General features: G+C 59.2%; 16 protein-coding genes. 9 read left to right on the forward strand and 7 right to left on the reverse strand.

All coding sequences use genetic code 11. The features are described 5' to 3' along the window. Window positions 1-103 precede the first annotated feature (103 nt). Window positions 104-1,459 (reverse strand): OprD family porin, encoded by a 1,356-nt coding sequence (locus tag ACI77I_RS01400; protein WP_406996834.1) that lies wholly within the window; start codon window positions 1,457-1,459, stop codon window positions 104-106. Between the two features lie 370 nt (window positions 1,460-1,829). Here ACI77I_RS01400 and tauA point away from each other — a divergent pair, with 370 nt between their 5' ends. After that, the gene (gene tauA, locus ACI77I_RS01405) at window positions 1,830-2,816 is read left to right on the forward strand and encodes a taurine ABC transporter substrate-binding protein (protein ID WP_406996835.1); all 987 of its coding nucleotides are present in this window, start codon (window positions 1,830-1,832) and stop codon (window positions 2,814-2,816) included. A 147-nt stretch (window positions 2,817-2,963) separates the two neighbouring features. Here tauA and argA read toward each other — a convergent pair whose 3' ends face one another. Together argA and argE are read right to left on the reverse strand one after the other, a co-directional pair. Then, a complete protein-coding gene (gene argA / locus ACI77I_RS01410) occupies window positions 2,964-4,262 on the reverse strand; it encodes an amino-acid N-acetyltransferase (protein ID WP_094948817.1) in 1,299 nt (432 codons plus the stop codon). A gap of 133 nt (window positions 4,263-4,395) precedes the next feature. Further along, on the reverse strand, window positions 4,396-5,544 hold the full coding sequence (gene argE / locus ACI77I_RS01415) for an acetylornithine deacetylase (protein ID WP_094948816.1): 1,149 nt from the start codon (window positions 5,542-5,544) through the stop codon (window positions 4,396-4,398). A gap of 158 nt (window positions 5,545-5,702) precedes the next feature. Here argE and ACI77I_RS01420 point away from each other — a divergent pair, with 158 nt between their 5' ends. Further along, window positions 5,703-7,070, forward strand: coding sequence for an inorganic triphosphatase (locus ACI77I_RS01420; protein ID WP_094948815.1), 1,368 nt, complete (start codon window positions 5,703-5,705; stop codon window positions 7,068-7,070). A gap of 72 nt (window positions 7,071-7,142) precedes the next feature. Here the strand turns inward: ACI77I_RS01420 and ACI77I_RS01425 are convergent, their stop codons facing one another. Next, the gene (locus ACI77I_RS01425; protein ID WP_094948837.1) at window positions 7,143-7,607 is read right to left on the reverse strand and encodes an Lrp/AsnC family transcriptional regulator; all 465 of its coding nucleotides are present in this window, start codon (window positions 7,605-7,607) and stop codon (window positions 7,143-7,145) included. Window positions 7,608-7,734: 127 nt separating this feature from the next. Here ACI77I_RS01425 and ACI77I_RS01430 point away from each other — a divergent pair, with 127 nt between their 5' ends. From ACI77I_RS01430 to ACI77I_RS01460, 7 genes are all read left to right on the forward strand, one after another. Then, window positions 7,735-8,073 carry a hypothetical protein gene (locus tag ACI77I_RS01430; protein WP_406996836.1) on the forward strand — a complete coding sequence of 113 codons (339 nt, stop codon included), beginning with the start codon at window positions 7,735-7,737 and terminating at the stop codon, window positions 8,071-8,073. A gap of 82 nt (window positions 8,074-8,155) precedes the next feature. Continuing rightward, window positions 8,156-9,847, forward strand: coding sequence for a GspE/PulE family protein (locus tag ACI77I_RS01435; RefSeq protein WP_406996837.1), 1,692 nt, complete (start codon window positions 8,156-8,158; stop codon window positions 9,845-9,847). A gap of 77 nt (window positions 9,848-9,924) precedes the next feature. Next, window positions 9,925-10,845, forward strand: a complete 921-nt coding sequence (locus ACI77I_RS01440; protein WP_024077991.1) for an SPFH domain-containing protein — start codon at window positions 9,925-9,927, stop codon at window positions 10,843-10,845. A gap of 10 nt (window positions 10,846-10,855) precedes the next feature. Then, window positions 10,856-11,302: an NfeD family protein gene (locus ACI77I_RS01445; RefSeq protein WP_094948812.1), complete on the forward strand. Its 447-nt coding sequence runs from the start codon at window positions 10,856-10,858 to the stop codon at window positions 11,300-11,302. Between the two features lie 69 nt (window positions 11,303-11,371). Then, a complete protein-coding gene (locus ACI77I_RS01450; RefSeq protein WP_043046966.1) occupies window positions 11,372-11,686 on the forward strand; it encodes a DUF2388 domain-containing protein in 315 nt (104 codons plus the stop codon). 178 nt (window positions 11,687-11,864) lie between these two features. After that, entirely contained in the window at window positions 11,865-12,530 is a 666-nt protein-coding gene (locus ACI77I_RS01455) for an outer membrane protein (protein ID WP_406996838.1), read from the forward strand. A gap of 159 nt (window positions 12,531-12,689) precedes the next feature. Beyond that, window positions 12,690-13,832: a DegT/DnrJ/EryC1/StrS family aminotransferase gene (locus ACI77I_RS01460; protein WP_406996839.1), complete on the forward strand. Its 1,143-nt coding sequence runs from the start codon at window positions 12,690-12,692 to the stop codon at window positions 13,830-13,832. Between the two features lie 152 nt (window positions 13,833-13,984). Here ACI77I_RS01460 and gcvH read toward each other — a convergent pair whose 3' ends face one another. From gcvH to ACI77I_RS01475, 3 genes are all read right to left on the reverse strand, one after another. Beyond that, window positions 13,985-14,368 carry a glycine cleavage system protein GcvH gene (gene gcvH / locus ACI77I_RS01465; protein WP_242153396.1) on the reverse strand — a complete coding sequence of 128 codons (384 nt, stop codon included), beginning with the start codon at window positions 14,366-14,368 and terminating at the stop codon, window positions 13,985-13,987. A 52-nt stretch (window positions 14,369-14,420) separates the two neighbouring features. Continuing rightward, window positions 14,421-15,503 carry a glycine cleavage system aminomethyltransferase GcvT gene (gene gcvT / locus ACI77I_RS01470; protein WP_094948808.1) on the reverse strand — a complete coding sequence of 361 codons (1,083 nt, stop codon included), beginning with the start codon at window positions 15,501-15,503 and terminating at the stop codon, window positions 14,421-14,423. 156 nt (window positions 15,504-15,659) lie between these two features. Further along, the gene (locus ACI77I_RS01475; RefSeq protein ID WP_094948807.1) at window positions 15,660-17,276 is read right to left on the reverse strand and encodes an iron ABC transporter permease; all 1,617 of its coding nucleotides are present in this window, start codon (window positions 17,274-17,276) and stop codon (window positions 15,660-15,662) included. Window positions 17,277-17,410: the final 134 nt, after the last annotated feature.

Genomic DNA, 17,410 nt, shown 5'->3' on the forward strand with positions numbered 1-17,410 from the left:
TTTCAGGAAGGGCTTGCGGGGGTTGAGCCCGACTTGAAAAGCAAAACACCTTGCCCGGCGTTGCGCCGGGCAAGGTTTACAGTCTTACAACAGCTTCACGCTACTAGAACAGTGGCAGCGAGTAGCTGACGATCAGACGGTTTTCGTCCTGGGAACGGGTGTTCGCCAGGTCGGTACGCCACATTGCGTTTTTCCAGGCAACGCCGAGGTTTTTCAGCGGGCCTTCTGGAATCACGTAGGCAACGGTGATGTCGCGTTCCCACTCGGACTGGCCGGTGGTTTCAGCACGTGCGGCAGTGTTCGCGATGGTGTCGATGTTGCTACCTTTGAGGTACACAACGCCAGCTGTCAGGCCAGGTACGCCAACCTTGGCGAAGTCATAAGCGTAACGAGCTTGCCAGGTACGCTCGCCAGCACGGGCGAACTTCTGGATCTGCATGTCGGTAGTGAGGTAAGCCGACGAGCCGTCACCTTGGTTCAGCCAAGGGAAGTCGCTGCTGCCATTGCTAACTTGGTAACCGCCACCGAAGGTATGGCCGGCCACGGAGTACAGGAAAAGGCCGCTGTACAGGTTGTTGTCGACTTTACCCTTACCGGCACGGAAACCGTTGTAGTTACCGGTGGTGTAGTAGGAAGCGGTGTTACCGTTGAGGCCGTCGTCAGAGCTGTTGAAATAACGCAGGTCAGACTTCAATACGCCCGGGCCGATCGACCAGTTATGGGTCAGACCCAGGAAGTGCTGCTTGTAGAAGTCTTCCAGGTTGCCGTAGTAGTACTGTGCGGTCAGGTCTTTGGTGAGCTTGTAGTCACCACCGGCATAGTAGAACTTGTTGACGAACTTGCCTGCGGTATAGTTGGAGCCACCGTTGGCACCACCCAGCGACAAACCTTCGTTGTTGCTGGAGTTACGGCCCTTGGCATGCTCAATCTGACCGGCAACCAGGGTCAAATCCTTGATTTCGTTGGTAGTGATCTGGCCACCTTGGAAGGTTTGCGGCAGCAAACGACCATCGTTGGTCACGATAACTGGCAGCTTAGGCTGCAAGGTGCCCAGCTTCAGTTCGGTTTGGGAGATCTTCACCTTACCGGTCACACCGAGGCTGGCGAAATCGTTGACCGCGCGGTTGCCGTCGCTTGGGAACACAGTACCGCCGGACGAAGTACCGGCGATGTTACCGCTGGTGCCACGGCCAGAATCGAGACGCACGCCGTACAAGCCGATTGCGTCAACGCCGAACTGAACGGTGCCTTGGGTATAGCCAGAAATGAAGCGCAGATCGAAGCCTTGGCCCCATTCTTCGTTCTTGGACGGGTTTGCAGCACCATCACGGTTATCCGTGTTGATGTAGAAGTTACGCAGACCCAGTGTGGCCTTACTGTCTTCGATAAAACCGGCAGCGCCTGCTTGCTGGGCGATTGCGCCCAAAGCTACAGCCAAAGCCAAGGTGGACTTCTTCATGTACCGCTCCTCTCATTTCTAATTTTTGTATTTCTTTGGTCTAGGGTCTGACGCCCTCGATCCACAGATGCGCGATTAGCACCGCATAGTGACTGACAAGTCAATCGTAACCTTGTGTGTCTACTACCTTCGTCTAACCGCAGTTGATTTGGTCCCTGCAGGGTAATGAGTTTTTCATACACCCAAAAAGAATTGTTTCATCCTTTTTCATACGATTCAGGAATAAGACTTTTCACGCAGCAAGCTGATCAGCATAGACCACCTGCTCCATAAGCTAATTCCTAAAGGGTATTTACCAGCCTTTTTTTAGATCGATTAGTGTTGCCGTACGGTTGCATACGTCACTCACGATCAAAAAGGCGACGCCATCATGGCCAAACGCACATCCTCCCGTCAATTTGTTACAGTTTTTGTGTCACTAATAATTTCTTTTGGTGTCCAAGCGGCCGATTTAACCATTGGCTACCAAACCGGCATCGACCCCAGCAAAGTTCCCCAGGCCGACGGCCTCTATGAAAAGGCCATTGGCGAGAAGATCGCCTGGCGCCGATTCAACAGCGGGCCCGAAGTCGTCACTGCCATTGCCTCCGGCGATGTGCAAATCGGTAATCTCGGTTCCAGCCCCCTTGCAGCGGCGGCTTCACGCAATCTACCGATCGTGGCCTTTGTCGTATCGGCCCAGATCAATGCTTCTGAAGCCTTGGTGGTGCGTAACGGCAGCGGTATCGACAAACCGCAAGATCTGGTCGGCAAGACCATCGCCACGCCGTTCGTCTCAACCTCTCATTACAGCCTGCTCGGTGCGCTCAAGCATTGGGGGCTGAACACTCAGCAAGTCAAAGTAGTGAACCTGCAACCGGCGGAAATTGCCGCCGCGTGGAAACGTGGCGATATCGACGGCGCGTTCGTGTGGTCACCGGCTCTGGGCGAGATTCGCAAGACCGGGAAAACCCTGACAGACGCAGCCCAGGTGGGCCAGTGGGGCGCACCGACGTTCGAAGTGTGGGTGGCGCGTAAGGATTTCGCGGAAAAACATCCTGACGTAGTGGCCAAGTTTGCCAAAGTCACCCTCGACTCGTTCGCCGACTATGCCGCCCACAAAGACAGCTGGACGGTAGATTCCGAACCCGTGCAGAAAATCGCTAAATTGACAGGCTCAAATGCGGCCGACATTCCTGAGCTGCTGACCGGCACCACGTTCCCCGATGCCCAGGCGCAACAAACCGATGCCCTGCTTAAAGGCGGCACGGCGAAGGCGATTGGGGAGACGGCGAAGTTTTTGAAGGAGCAGGGGAAGGTTGAAGCGGTGTTGCCGGACTACTCGGCCTTTGTGACTGACACATTTATCAGCAAGTAAGGCAATCAAATGTGGGAGCTGGCTTGTCGGAACGCCGCATCGCTGCGATAGCATCACCTCGGTTTTATCCGAAAGACCGAGTCGCCAGCATCGCAGGCAAGCCAGCTCCCACAAGAACCAGCTCTTTATTAAGCAGGAAAAACGGGCTTAGAGAGCCTTCTCGAAAATCTTCGAATTACGCTGATAGTTGTACAGCGAGGCCCGCGCCGATGGCAGGCGGTCCACACTACTCGGCACAAACCCCCGCTCACGGAACCAGTGCGCGGTGCGGGTGGTGAGTACAAACAGCGTCTTCAATCCCTTTGCCCGAGCACGCGTCTCGATGCGCTCCAGCAGCTCATCGCCGCGCCCGCCGTGGCGGTACTCGGGGTTGACCGCCAGGCACGCCAGTTCACCCGCATCCGAATCCGCGATCTGATACAGCGCCGCACAGGCGATGATCATGCCTTCGCGTTCGACCACGCTGAACTGTTCGATCTCACGCTCCAGCACTTCTCGCGAGCGCCGAACCAGAATGCCCTGCTCTTCCAGCGGGCTGATCAAGTCGAGCAAGCCGCCGACGTCTTCAATCGCCGCTTCGCGCACCAGTTCGAATTGCTCCTGGGCCACCAGCGTACCGCCACCGTCCCGGGTAAATAGCTCAGTGAGCAACGCGCCGTCTTCGGCGTAGCTGACGATATGGCTGCGCCCTACTCCACCACGGCACGCTTCGGCAGCCGCATCCAAGAGTTCAGCTTGGTAGTTGCTGCCCAAGCGCTGCAAGTGCGCCGGCACTTGTTGCGGGCGCAGCTCACGAACCAGCCGACCCTGTTCGTCGATCAGGCCCAAGTCGGCGCCAAACAGCAGCAGCTTGTCGGCACCCAAGTCGATGGCGGCGCGGGTGGCGACGTCTTCGCAGGCCAGGTTGAAGATTTCGCCGGTGGGCGAATAACCCAGCGGTGACAGCAACACGATGGAGCGCTCGTCCAGCAGGCGATTGATGCCCTTGCGGTCGACACGGCGCACTTCGCCGGTGTGGTGGTAATCCACGCCCTCAAGCACGCCGATTGGCCGCGCGGTGACCAAGTTGCCGCTCGCCACGCGCAAGCGCGAGCCCTGCATTGGCGAGGAGGCCATGTCCATCGACAGGCGCGCTTCGATAGCGATCCGCAGATGGCCGACCGCGTCGATCACACACTCCAGCGTCGCGGCATCGGTGATGCGCAAACCTTCGTGGTAAGCCGGGGTGAGGCCGCGTGCTTCAAGGCGCGCTTCGATTTGTGGGCGCGAACCGTGAACCAATACCAACCGCACACCCAGGCTATGGAGCAGCACCAGGTCGTGGACGATATTGCCGAAGTTGGGGTGTTCCACACCATCGCCGGGCAGCATGACCACAAAGGTGCAGTCGCGGTGGGCGTTGATGTAGGGCGAAGCGTGACGAAGCCAATTGACGTATTCGGGCATAAAACCTGGGCCTGTAATAAAAAGCAGCCAAAAAAGGATGAATCGTAAAAGCGCACAGCGGGCTGATGGTTATCGTCGGAACAGGCTTGGCGACACGCTCGCTCTCCTTATGTACGAATGGGCAGGGGTTAATTTATGCGGGTTTCAGGCAGTAATAGTCGATCAGTTCCCGCAATAGACGCACTGTAGGCGTCAAGCGTGACATTTCGAGGTACTCACCCGGCTGGTGGGCGCAGGCGATATCGCCAGGGCCAAGCACCAGGGTTTCACAACCAAGGCGCTGAAGATAAGGCGCTTCTGTGCCGAACGCTACTGCTTCGGCACGATGGCCGGTCAATCGTTCCGCCACCCGCACCAGCTCAGCGTCTTCGGCCTGCTCAAACGGCGGCACTTCGGGGAACAACGGCGCGTAGTCGATCTTGACTTTATGGCGCTCGGCCAAAGGCGCGAGCTTCTGCCGGATCGCCGCGCGCAATACCTGCGGGTCCATGCCCGGCAAGGGCCGCAGGTCAAATTCCAGGGAGCATTGGCCACAGATGCGGTTAGGGTTGTCGCCGCCATGGATGCAGCCGAAGTTCATGGTCGGTTGCGGCACACTGAATTGCGGGTTGCGGTACTCACGCTGCCAGGCCAGGCGCAGGCCGCGCAGCTCACCGATGGCGTCGTGCATGGCTTCAAGGGCGCTGTGGCCCAGGCTTGGGTCCGACGAATGGCCGCTTTGGCCAAGGATGTCGATGCGTTCCATCATCACGCCTTTGTGCAGGCGGATAGGCTTGAGGCCCGTCGGCTCACCGATCACCGCTGCGCGGCCCAACGGGCGCCCGGCCTCGGCCAGCGCACGGGCACCAGACATGGAGCTTTCTTCGTCACAGGTGGCGAGGATCAGCAGCGGTTGCTTGAACGGCTGGTCCAGCAGCGGCAGCACCGCTTCAATCGCCAGTGCGAAAAAGCCCTTCATGTCGCAGCTGCCCAGTCCTACCCAGCGGCCGTCAACTTCCGTCAGCTTGAGCGGGTCGGTCTTCCACAGCGCAGCATCGTAGGGAACGGTATCGCTATGGCCGGCCAGCACCAGGCCGCCAGGCCCGCTGCCGAAACTGGCCAGCAGGTTGAACTTGCCGGGGCTGACTTGCTGGATGTCGATGGCGAAACCCAGGTCGCCCAGCCAACCGGCGAGCAGATCGATCACCGGGCGGTTGGTCTGGTCGAGAGACGCTTGGGTGCAACTGACCGACGGCGCGGCAATCAGCGCGGCGAATTGCTCTTTCATAGACGGTAACGGCATGCGCGGCCTCTCAACTTCCCGGATGAGCCCCACTATAGAACCATCTGCACGCGACAATAAACCGTTGCGGCGCGTTGCCGGGCTCAGTCCTGTACACTGCACGACCTTGGCAGCCACTCTTTTTCCCGGCTGCGCTCCCGATCCTGGATTTTCCGGCCATGCAGAAAGAAACCGAAATCAAGCTCCGCGTCAGCCGCGAAACACTCGCCGCGCTGCGTGAGCACCCGTTACTGAAAAAACGCAACAAAAGTGGCTGGGAACGCCGTGAGTTGATGAACCAGTATTTCGACACCCCTGAGCGCGACCTGGCCCAGGCTAAAGTCGCCCTGCGTTTGCGCAAGGACGGTGACGAAATCATCCAGACCCTCAAGACCCGCGGCCAAAGCGTCGCAGGCTTGTCGGAACGTAATGAGTACAACTGGGACCTGCCCAAAGCCAAGCTCGACGTGAAGAAACTCGACGGCGAATGCTGGCCCGAGCAACTGGCCGAGCTGGACAAAAAGACCCTCAAGCCGATCTTCACCACCGACTTTGTGCGTGAACGCGCCGAAATCGCCTGGGGCCGTGGCAAGGCCAAGGTAGTGATCGAAGCCGCTTTGGACCTGGGCCATGTTGTGGTCGGCAAGCAGAAAGAAGAAATCTGCGAGCTGGAACTGGAACTGCGCGAAGGTGAACCGGCCGCCCTGCTTGAGCTGGCCGCCGAACTCGCCGCGACCCTGGCCCTGATGCCGTGCGACATCAGCAAGGCCGAACGCGGCTACCGTCTGTATGACGCCAGCAGCTACTCGCTGAGCCTGCCGGCCCCACAGATTCAGGCCGAAATGCCGTTGGATGATGCGTTCGCCGCGATCATGTGGCACCTGCTCGGCAGCAGCCAGCGCCTGGCTGAGCAGTATCGCTTCAATGGCCACTGGCGCCTGCTGCAGGACTGGGTCGAAAACCTCGGCGAACTGCGCGCGCTGATCGGCAGCCTCGGCCAGGCCGCACCGCGTCAATCCACCAGCGAACTGCGCAGCGCACTGGATGCGTTGCTGGAAGACTGGCGCCCACTGGTGCAGGCCGGTGACGACGACGAAGACATCCGCAAAGCCGCACCTGAACAGTTTGTTGAAGAACTGCAAGACGTGCGCTGGGGCTTGTTCTCGTTGAACACCTCGCGCTGGCTGCTGGCCCGCACTTGGACCGCCGACCGCAACGTACGTGGCAACCGCCAGGGCGCCGCGCAGATCACCAACTGGCTGCCACGCCTGTTGGCTGACGACGCCGTTGCCCTGCAACTGCAGCGTTACCAGCAGCAACCGGAAGACCTGGCCGAGCAACTGCCGCGCATCGAACGTATCCAGGCTTGGCTGCACCATGCACGTCAGGTGGTGGACATTCCTGAACTGGACCGTTTGTACGGCGAGCTGAACAAGCTGGCGCAATTGGCTAACCAGCCGATTACCGATGAGTCTCTGGATGCGCGTATGCATCAGGCGATTGCGGTGTATCAGAATCGTGCTTGGAAAACCCTGCTGCGCCTGTAATACCAGGCAAATCGGTCAGATGTGGGAGCGGCGGTGCGACGATTCGACTTGCTCGCTCCCACAGGTTTAGCGCTAAACCGGCAGGCTGGTGGTGGACTTGATCTCCGACAAGGCCACAATCGAGTTCACCTCCTGAATCCCCGGCACCATCGACAGCTTCTCGAAGAAAAACCGCTCATACGCCTCAATGTCAGAGGTGACGATGCGCAGCAGAAAATCCACCGCCCCCATCAGCACATAACACTCCAACACCTCCGGAAACCCGCGAATTGCTTCAGTGAACTCCGTGAAGTTGGATCGGCCGTGGGCGTTGAGTTTGACCTCGGCAAAAATCTGCGTGTTAAGGCCAATCTTCTTGCGGTCCAGCAAGGTGACTTGGCCACGGATCACGCCTTCTTCCTTGAGCCGCTGAATACGCCGCCAGCACGGCGATTGCGACAGGCCGACCTGCTCGGCGATCTGTGCGCTGGAAAGCGAGGCATCCTCTTGCAACAAGGCCAGGATGCGGCGGTCGTAGGCGTCCAACTCGCTGTGCATAAAAATACCCATGATGATGCTTAACTTGAATTATTTAAGTCGATTTACTGTTAATACGGCTCATCTTAGATAAGAAATCTCCGCAGGCGAATGTAAAAATTTCTCCAGTCGAACTTGGAGAGTCAGCATGCACGCCGTCGAAACCAGCCACCCCGCTACCCGCGTCGATGCGTGGGCTGTCAACAGCGCCCATTGCCAGGCGCATTATCAGATCATCGCCGAGGCTGAGCCGGATGTGCTGTGCCGGGTGCTCAACTACTTCGCGCTGCAATTTCTGACGCCGCAACAGGTTAATGTGAACCGCGAGGGCGACCTGCTGAACATTGAAATTGTGATGGGCGGTTTGAGCTGGCACCGCGCCCAAGTGATCGGTGAAAAGATTCGAAACGTGATCAGCGTATGCACGCTGGAGCTGTGGCCAGCTGATTCCGTGCGGCCTCAGGCGGTGGCGGCAGCAGCTCAGTAAAAGCCTGCAATACACACTGGGAGGAGGATTTTCAGCGGCTGACTAGCCTGGGATTACAGCCCACGCCACCCAGGAAATCTTCATGCCCGCGGCCTTGCACGATCACCCACTGGAACTGCATCAACTGCTGCCTGCCTTGCTTGAGCAAGGGCTGGTGACAGCGGACGTGGCGCAAAGGTTGGCGACGGCGCCCTCCACGCAACACCCTTTGGAATGCATCGCGGCGCAAGGGCCTTGCCTGGAAGCGCTGACTCAATGGCTGGCAGGGCATGTCGGGCAGCCCTATCTGCGTATCGACCCACTGAAGATCGACGTGGCAACGGTTGTGCCGCTGATGTCTCACGCCTTCGCGCAGCGCCACGCCATTCTGGCGGTGGCCGTGGATGCGCAGAGTGTCACCGTCGCCAGCGCACAGCCGCATATCAGCGGATGGGAAGCCGGGTTGGCGCAGGTGCTCAAGCGCTCGGTTAAGCGCGTGGTCGCCAACCCCCAAGACATTCAGCGCTGCATCGACGAGTTTTACCGGTTGGCCAAGTCGGTCAGCGGCGCTGATCAAAAGGTCGCGGCGGCCGGCAATTTCGAACTGCTCAACCTGGGTGCCAGCGACAAAGAACCAGACGCCAATGACGCGCATATCGTCAATATCGTCGACTGGCTGTTGCAGTACGCCTTCGGGCAGCGGGCCAGTGATATCCATATCGAACCGTGTCGCGACCAGGGCCGTGTGCGTTTTCGCATCGACGGGCTGCTGCATGACGTCTACCAATTCCCCCCCCAGGTCACCATGGCCGTGGTCAGCCGCCTGAAGAGCCTGGGCCGGATGAATGTGGCGGAAAAACGCAAACCCCAGGACGGCCGGGTCAAGACCAAAAGCCCGGCGGGCGTTGAAGTGGAACTACGCCTTTCAACCCTGCCGACGGCGTTTGGCGAAAAACTGGTGATGCGGATTTTTGACCCGCAGGTGCTGCTCAAGGATTTCGACCAGCTTGGCTTGTCGCCCGAGGACCAACAGCGCTGGCACGCCATGACCGGCCAGGCCAACGGCATCATCCTGGTCACCGGGCCGACCGGCTCGGGCAAGACCAGCACGCTCTACACCACGCTCAAGCGCCTGGCGACCCGCGAGGTCAACCTGTGCACGGTGGAGGACCCGATAGAAATGGTCGAGCCCGCCTTCAACCAGATGCAAGTGCAGCACAACATCGACCTGACCTTTGCCAGTGGCATCCGCGCCCTGCTGCGACAGGACCCGGACATCATCATGATCGGAGAGATTCGTGACCAGGAAACCGCAGAAATGGCGATCCAGGCCGCGCTGACCGGGCACCTCGTTCTGTCCACACTGCACACCAACGATGCGCCCAGCGCCATCAGTCGCCTGCAAGAACTGGGTATTGCTCATTATTTGATCAAAGCTACGCTGATAGGCGTGATGGCGCAGCGCTTGGTGCGGCTTTTGTGCCCGCACTGCAAACGTCCGGCGAATGCGCTGGATAATGTTCATGAGGCGGTAGGCTGTGCGCAATGCCGTGACAGCGGTTATCGCGGCCGGGCCGGGCTCTACGAAATCATGGTTGTGGACGAAAAAATCAAGGCGCTGATCACTCCCGGCGCCGACGTGCAGGCTCTGCGCCGGGCATCGCTGGGGCAAGGCATGCACAGCTTGCGCATGGCCGGTATCGACAAGGTGAACGCCGGGCTGACAACCCCGGCAGAAGTAATGCGGGTAACGCCCGGGGATTCAGATACAAATGCTTTTATTGTTGGGCCGTGAAACCGTCCTTATCTGTGACCAGACCGTTACAATCGCCCGAACGTTGTTTCACTGACATCATCAGATAGGGAATCGCAATGCAGATCGGAACCGTACTGCTTCTTTTCGTGGGTTTGGCCGTGGCCATCCTGTTCATGGGCTTTAAAGTAGTGCCTCAGGGCTACCAATGGACAGTCGAGCGATTCGGCCGCTACACCAACACTCTCAAACCCGGCCTCAACATCATCATCCCGGTCATGGACCGCATCGGTCGCAAGATCAACGTGATGGAAAGCGTGCTGGATATCCCGCCCCAGGAAGTCATCACCGCCGACAACGCCACCGTGCAGATCGACGCTGTGTGCTTCTTCCAGGTGGTCAATACCGCCCAGGCCGCCTACGAGGTCAACAACCTCGAGCACGCCATCCGTAACCTGCTGCAAACCAACATCCGTACCGTGCTCGGCTCCATGGAGCTGGACGCAATGTTGAGCCAGCGTGACGGCATCAACGAAAAGCTGCTGCGTACCGTTGATGAAGCCACAGCGCCGTGGGGCATCAAGATCACTCGGATCGAGATCAAGGACATCAGCCCGCCTGCCGACCTGATGGCCGCCATGTCCGGCCAGATGAAAGCCGAGCGGATCAAGCGTGCGCAGATCCTCGAAGCCGAAGGCCTGCGGGCCTCGGCGATTTTGACCGCCGAAGGCAAGAAGCAGGCGCAGATCCTCGAAGCAGAAGGTGGCCGTCAAGCCGCGTTCCTGGAGTCTGAAGCCCGTGAACGTCAGGCCGAAGCTGAAGCCCGTGCGACCCAAGTGGTGTCCGAAGCTATCGCCACCGGTAACGTGCAGGCCATCAACTACTTCGTCGCGCAAAAATACATCGATGCGTTGGGCAAGCTGGCCTCGGCCAACAACAGCAAAGTCATCTTGATGCCGCTGGAAGCCAGCCAGGTGATTGGCGCCGTCGGCGGTATCGGCGAAATCGTCAAGGCAACCTTCGACAATAAGAAAGGCTGAGGCCATCGCCATGTGGGATTTCCTGCAGCATCTGTCGTTCTGGGATTGGCTGGCACTGGGTACGGTGCTATTGATTCTTGAGGTGTTCGGTACCGGTGGCTACCTGTTGTGGATGGGGATCGCCGCCGCCGCCGTGGGCGTGATCAAGTTCCTGGTCCCGCCGCTCGGGCTGGAATGGCAACTGCTGTTGTTCGCCGTGTTATCGATCCTGACTGCGGTGTACTGGTGGAAACGCCAGCGCAGCAGCGCGAAGGTCAGCGACCAGCCGGGGCTGAACATGCGTGGCTCGGAGTTGATCGGCCGCACCTTTGTGGTGCATCAGGCGATCATGGATGGCCGGGGCAAAATAAAAGTCGGCGACAGTGTGTGGATGGCAACCGGACCGGACAGTCCCGTGGGCGCTCATGTGCGTGTCACGGGTCAGGACGGTGTAATTTTACAGGTGGAAACTGTTTAGTCAGTGATGGAACTCGCTTGGGCTAACTACAATCAAACTGTTCAGATAACCCAGTCGGAGTCACCAATCATGCGTCTCAAATATGCTGTCGCAACCCTCGCTGTGCTTTCCCTTCCTGTCGGCTCAGCCATGGCCGACAGTTTCTGGCGCAACGTCATTTCGTCGGGCGCCACTACCGGCTCGACGTACCTGACCTTCAAGGACCATAAGCTGGTGGTCGCCGCCCAAGACGACGCGGGCAGCTTCGTTGCCAGCGACGGCGGCATCCGCGGCCCATACCTTGAAGCTGCCATGCAGAAAGTCCGCGCCGACAACCCTGGCCTCAAAGCCACGGACATGGAGCTGGCCAACGCCATCCTCGCAAAAAATGCCGTAACCGAGTAAACCCCGAACCAAAAAAAATACCGCTTTTTCAGCGGTATTTTTTTGCCTGTCTCCCCACGATTATTGCCACCAGCCCAGGTCTTCCGGTTTTTCCCGCCAAAAGCAGAAAAGTCCTGCCGAGCCCTTAAGTACCAGGCAACAAACTAAAGATTCCTTTATACAAAGCGAATCTCTCTCCATGCAAAAACTCGCCTACGCGCTACTTCTCTCTGCGTTAGCCACCCCTTTTGCTCAGGCAGAAAACTGGTATGGGTCGGCAAAACTCAACAGTGCTCGTCAAAACCTCTCCAGTGCGCAACTGACCAGCCCTCGCGTCACTGATCGGGTGGAGGCACCTGACAGCAACAAAGCATTCACCGGCTCATTCGCCGTAGGTTACGCCTTTGCGGATGGCTGGCGCCTGGAAGGGGAATACACCAACCGCAGCAGCTCGACGTTCGACTCTTATTGGGCTCCGTTCAATGCCAACGTCAACCGCCTGGAAGTCGACAGCCAGCGCTTGATGCTCAATGGCTATAAAAACATCCCGATCAATGATTGGCTGTCGTTCTACGGCATGGCCGGTATCGGCATGGCACAAATTGATGCCGAGGGTTACCAGAGCAACGCCACCCGCCAGTTCGCCAGCAACCGCCAATACAATTTCGCCTACAGCGTAGGCCTGGGCCTGGACGCCAAGGTCAGCGAAACGGTCACCCTGGGCACCGGTTGGCGCTACGTAGACATGGGCAAGGTCGAGACCGGCTACAACACCTTCGCCAACCGGATAAACGCCCGCGATGAACAGCTCAAAGGCAAACTCAAGGAGCAGAATGTGTTTGTTGAGGCCCGCATTGCCTTCTAACCTGCTGCAAAAAAATGCCGCTGATGAAGCGGCATTTTTTGTGCGCTAGATGACGATTCATTCACGGGCGACAGGCTATATTCAGTCGAGCCGTGTAACCATGCCGGTACGGATACACCCTTTACTCATCGCCTACCTGAAACGGATGCCTTCGTCGTTATGAGCCAACAGCCCTTTCTGCCGTTTTCCAAACCTACCATTGATGAAGCCACCATCTCGGCGGTCGGCGATGTCTTACGCTCGGGCTGGATCACCAGCGGGCCGAAAGTGCAGGCATTCGAGGCACAGCTGTCGGAATACTTTGGCGGCCGCCCGGTACGCACCTTCAACTCCGGCACTTGCACCATGGAGATCGCGTTGCGCATCGCCGGTATCGGGCCTGGGGATGAAGTGATCACCACGCCGATTTCCTGGGTCGCGACGGCCAACGTGATTCTGGAAGTGGGCGCCACGCCGGTGTTTGCCGATATCGACCCGGTCACCCGCAATATCGACCTGGCCCAGGTGGAAGCCGCGATCACCCCGCGTACCAAGGCAATTATCCCCGTGTACCTGGCGGGGCTGCCCCTGGACATGCCGATGCTGTATGCACTGGCCAACAAGTACAACCTGCGCATCGTCGAAGACGCCGCCCAGGCCTTGGGGTCGAGCTGGGATGGCGAGCGTATCGGCGCTACCGGTGATTTCGTATCGTTCAGCTTTCAGGCGAACAAGAACATCACGTCATCCGAAGGCGGTTGCCTGGTGTTGAACAACGCCGAAGAGGCCCGCCTGGCCGAAAAGTATCGCCTGCAGGGCGTTACCCGTACAGGTTTCGACGGCCTGGATGTGGACGTGTTGGGTGGCAAGTTCAACATGACCGACATTGCTGCAGCCATCGGCCTGGGGCAGTTTGCGCATATCGAGAAGATCACGGCGCATCGCCAGAACCTGGCGCGACATTACTTCAAGTGCTTCGGCAGTGACTTTGAAGAGCAATACGGCGCGCAATTGCCGCCGGCGGATTTCGAAAACAGCAACTGGCACCTGTTCCAGCTGGTATTGCCGGAACGTCAGGATGGGCTGCCGGCGCGCGCTACCTTCATGGAGCAAATGCAGGCCCACGGCGTCGGCATTGGCTATCACTACCCGCCGATCCACCTGCTGAGCCTGTATCGGGCACAAGGTTTCAAGGAAGGCATGTTCCCGGTGGCGGAGCGTGTTGGGCGTTTGATCGTGTCGTTGCCGATGTTCACGGCGATGACAGAGGCGGACGTGGAACGGTCTGTAGCAGCGGTTAAAGCGGTATTGAAAGCCGGTTAAACCATGTGGGAGCTGGCTTGTCGAGTCGGCGCACCGCTGCGATGGCATCACCACGGTGTGACTGAAACACCAAGGTGCCTGCATCGCGGGCAAGCCCGACTCCCACACAAGCCAGCTCCCACATTGATTTGTGCTGTTACAGCTGCTTGTGTTTACTCGCCGATGGCGGCTTTGTAGCCAGCAGCATCCAGCAGCTTTTCCAGATCAGCCGGGTTGCTTGGCTTGAGTTTGAAAATCCAGGCGCCGTACGGGTCGGAGTTAAGCAGCTCAGGCTCGCCACCCAAGGCGTCGTTCACCGCGATCACTTCGCCAGCAATCGGCGAGTAGATATCCGACGCCGCTTTCACCGACTCGACCACACCCGCCTGGCCTTCAGCTTCAAAGTTGGCGCCAACTTCAGCCAGCTCAACAAACACCACATCACCCAAAGCTTCCTGAGCATGGTCGGAGATACCGACGGTCACGGTGCCGTCAGCTTCTAGACGGGCCCATTCGTGACTCTCGGCAAAACGCAGGTCGGCAGGGATATTGCTCATAGTCTGTGTCCTCAAGAAGAAATGTCAGCGGCCTCTGGGCTGCCGGTAATCGTTAGATCAAGGTTTTGCCATGGCGCACGAAGGTCGGTTTGACCACTCGAACCGGGTACCACTTGCCGCGGATTTCCACTTCGGCCCGGTCGGCGGTTGCCGTCGGTACGCGCGCCAGGGCAATGGATTTGCTCAGCGTAGGAGAGAAACTACCACTGGTGATCTCCCCTTCGCCAACATTGGCGATACGAACCACTTGGTGAGCGCGCAAAACGCCACGTTCTTCCAGTACCAAACCGACCAATTTGAACTGCACACCGGCGGCTTTTTCCGCCTCCAGGGCGGCGCGGCCGATGAATTGGCGCTCCACAGGTTCCCAGGCAATGCTCCAAGCCATGTTGGCCGCCAAGGGCGAAACATTCTGGTGGATATCCTGGCCATACAGGTTCATGCCGGCTTCCAGGCGCAGGGTATCGCGGGCGCCGAGGCCGATGGGTGAAATACCGGCACCGACCAAGTCGTTGAAAAAGCCTGGCGCCTGATCGGCCGGCAGGACAATTTCCAGGCCGTCTTCGCCGGTATAACCCGTGCGGGCGATAAACCAGTCGCCGTCTGCCTGGCCTTCAAAGGGCTTGAGTTGGTGGATCAGGGTGCCACGAGACTGGGTAACCAGCTCGGCGATTTTCTGCCGGGCGTGCGGGCCTTGTATGGCGAGCATGGCCAACTCGGGCCGCTCATGCAGTTGCACCGCGTAGTTGCCCAACTGCGCCTGCATCCAGGCCATATCCTGATCACGCGTGGCGGCGTTGACCACCAGCCGATAACCGGTCTCGGTGCGGTAGACGATCATGTCGTCCACTACGCCGCCCTGCTCATTAAGCATGGCGCTGTAAAGTGCACGGCCGCAGCCATGCAAACGATCGACATCATTGGCCAGCAGGTGCTGGAGCCATTCCTTGGCCTGTTGGCCTGTAACATCGATCACGGTCATATGAGATACATCGAACACCCCGCAGTCGCGTCGCACCTGATGGTGTTCTTCAACTTGCGAGCCGTAGTGCAAAGGCATATCCCAACCGCCAAAATCGACCATTTTCGCGCCGAGGGCGAGATGCAGGTCATACAGAGGCGTACGCTGTCCCATGGGTTTCTCCTTCCGGGCTTGGCGAAGATGCGCAGAGTTACCGTTTACGCTGAGAACCCCGTATTACAAGGCCTGCAGTGACATACAGCGACTCGCTCCGAAAGACGGAGCGCACCGAATGCCGCGCATTGTAGCCGTAAGCCGTAGGACTGGCACCTAAGCGATTTGCCGGGCGGAGCGCCGGATCAGCCCGATTACCGGCAACAGCCCCACCAATACCAGTGTCAGCGCCGGCAACGATGCACGCGCCCACTCGCCTTCGCTGGTCATTTCAAAAATCCGCACCGCCAGGGTGTCCCAGCCAAACGGGCGCATCAGCAGGGTCGCGGGCATTTCCTTGAGCACATCGACGAACACCAGCAGCGCCGCGCTCAACGTCCCGGGCAACAGCAGTGGCAGATACACTTTGCAAAACAGTCGTGGCCCACTCACGCCGAGGCTGCGCGCCGCTTCCGGTAAAGAGGGCCGGATTCGCGCCAGGCTGTTTTCCAACGGCCCATAGGCCACCGCCAGGAAACGCACCAGATACGCCAGCACCAGCGCCGACAGACTGCCGAGCAACAAGGGCTTGCCCGCACCGCCGAGCCAACCCGACAACGGCACCACCAGCTCACGGTCCAGGTAGCTGAACGCCAGCATGATCGACACCGCCAACACCGAGCCCGGCAAGGCATAGCCGACATTAGCCAGGCTGATACCAGAGCGAATCGCCCGAGTCGGCGCCAGACGGTTGGCAAACGCCAATATCAGCGCAACGCTGACCGTGATCAGCGCGGCGATGCCGCCCAGGTAGAGGGTGTGGACGATCAGGCCGCTATAGCGCTCATCCAGGTCAAACCGGCCGCGCTGCCAGAACCAGACGACCAGTTGCAGCATGGGGATGACAAAGGCGCACGCGAACACCAAGCCACACCAGGTACTGGCCGCTGCGGCCTTGAACCCGCGCAAGTGGTACAACGCCTTGCCCCGTGGCCGCTCATTGCTCGGGCGGCTGGCTCCGCGAGCACGCCGTTCGCCGTAGAGCACCAACATCACCACCAGCAGCAACAGGCTGGCCAGTTGGGCGGCGCTGGACAGGCTGAAAAAGCCGTACCACGTCTTGTAGATGGCCGTGGTGAAGGTGTCGAAATTGAATACCGAGACGGCGCCGAAATCCGCCAGGGTTTCCATCAGCGCCAAGGCTACGCCAGCACCAATCGCCGGCCGTGCCATGGGCAGCGCCACACGCCAGAACGCCTGCCATGGCGATTGGCCAAGCACCCGTGCCGCCTCCATCAAGCCTTTGCCCTGAGCCAGGAACGCAGTGCGCGCCAGCAGGTAGACATAGGGATAGAACACCAGCACCAACACGATGATGACGCCGCTGGTGGAGCGCACACGTGGCAGACGCAAGCCGCTGCCGAACCATTCACGCAGCAGGGTTTGCACCGGGCCTGCGAAATCCAACAGGCCGACAAACACAAAGGCCAGCACGTAGGCGGGAATCGCGAAAGGCAGCATCAACGCCCAGTCGAGCCAGCGCCGCCCGGGGAACTCGCACAGGCTGGTCAACCAGGCCAGGCTCACGCCCAACAGTGTCACGCCGACACCGACGCCCAACACCAGGGTCAGGGTGTTGCCCAACAGGCGCGGCATCTGGGTTTCCCACAGGTGGGACCAGATCTGTTGATCGATGCTTTGCCAGGACAGCAACAGCACGCTCAGCGGCAGCAGCACCAATGCGGCGACGGTGAAGACCGGCAGGTACCAGCGACGTTGGGCGGGGTGGGCCAAGGAAAAACTCTCAGAGTGTCAGTTGTCTTGAAAACACCACCAACCAATGTGGGAGCGGGCTGGCGTGGGAGCGGGCTTGTCGAATCGTCGCACCGCTGCGATAGCATCACCTCGGTGTGACTGACACACCGAGG

The sequence above is a fragment of the Pseudomonas sp. D47 genome, assembly GCF_045447305.1.
Lineage (GTDB): Bacteria > Pseudomonadota > Gammaproteobacteria > Pseudomonadales > Pseudomonadaceae > Aquipseudomonas.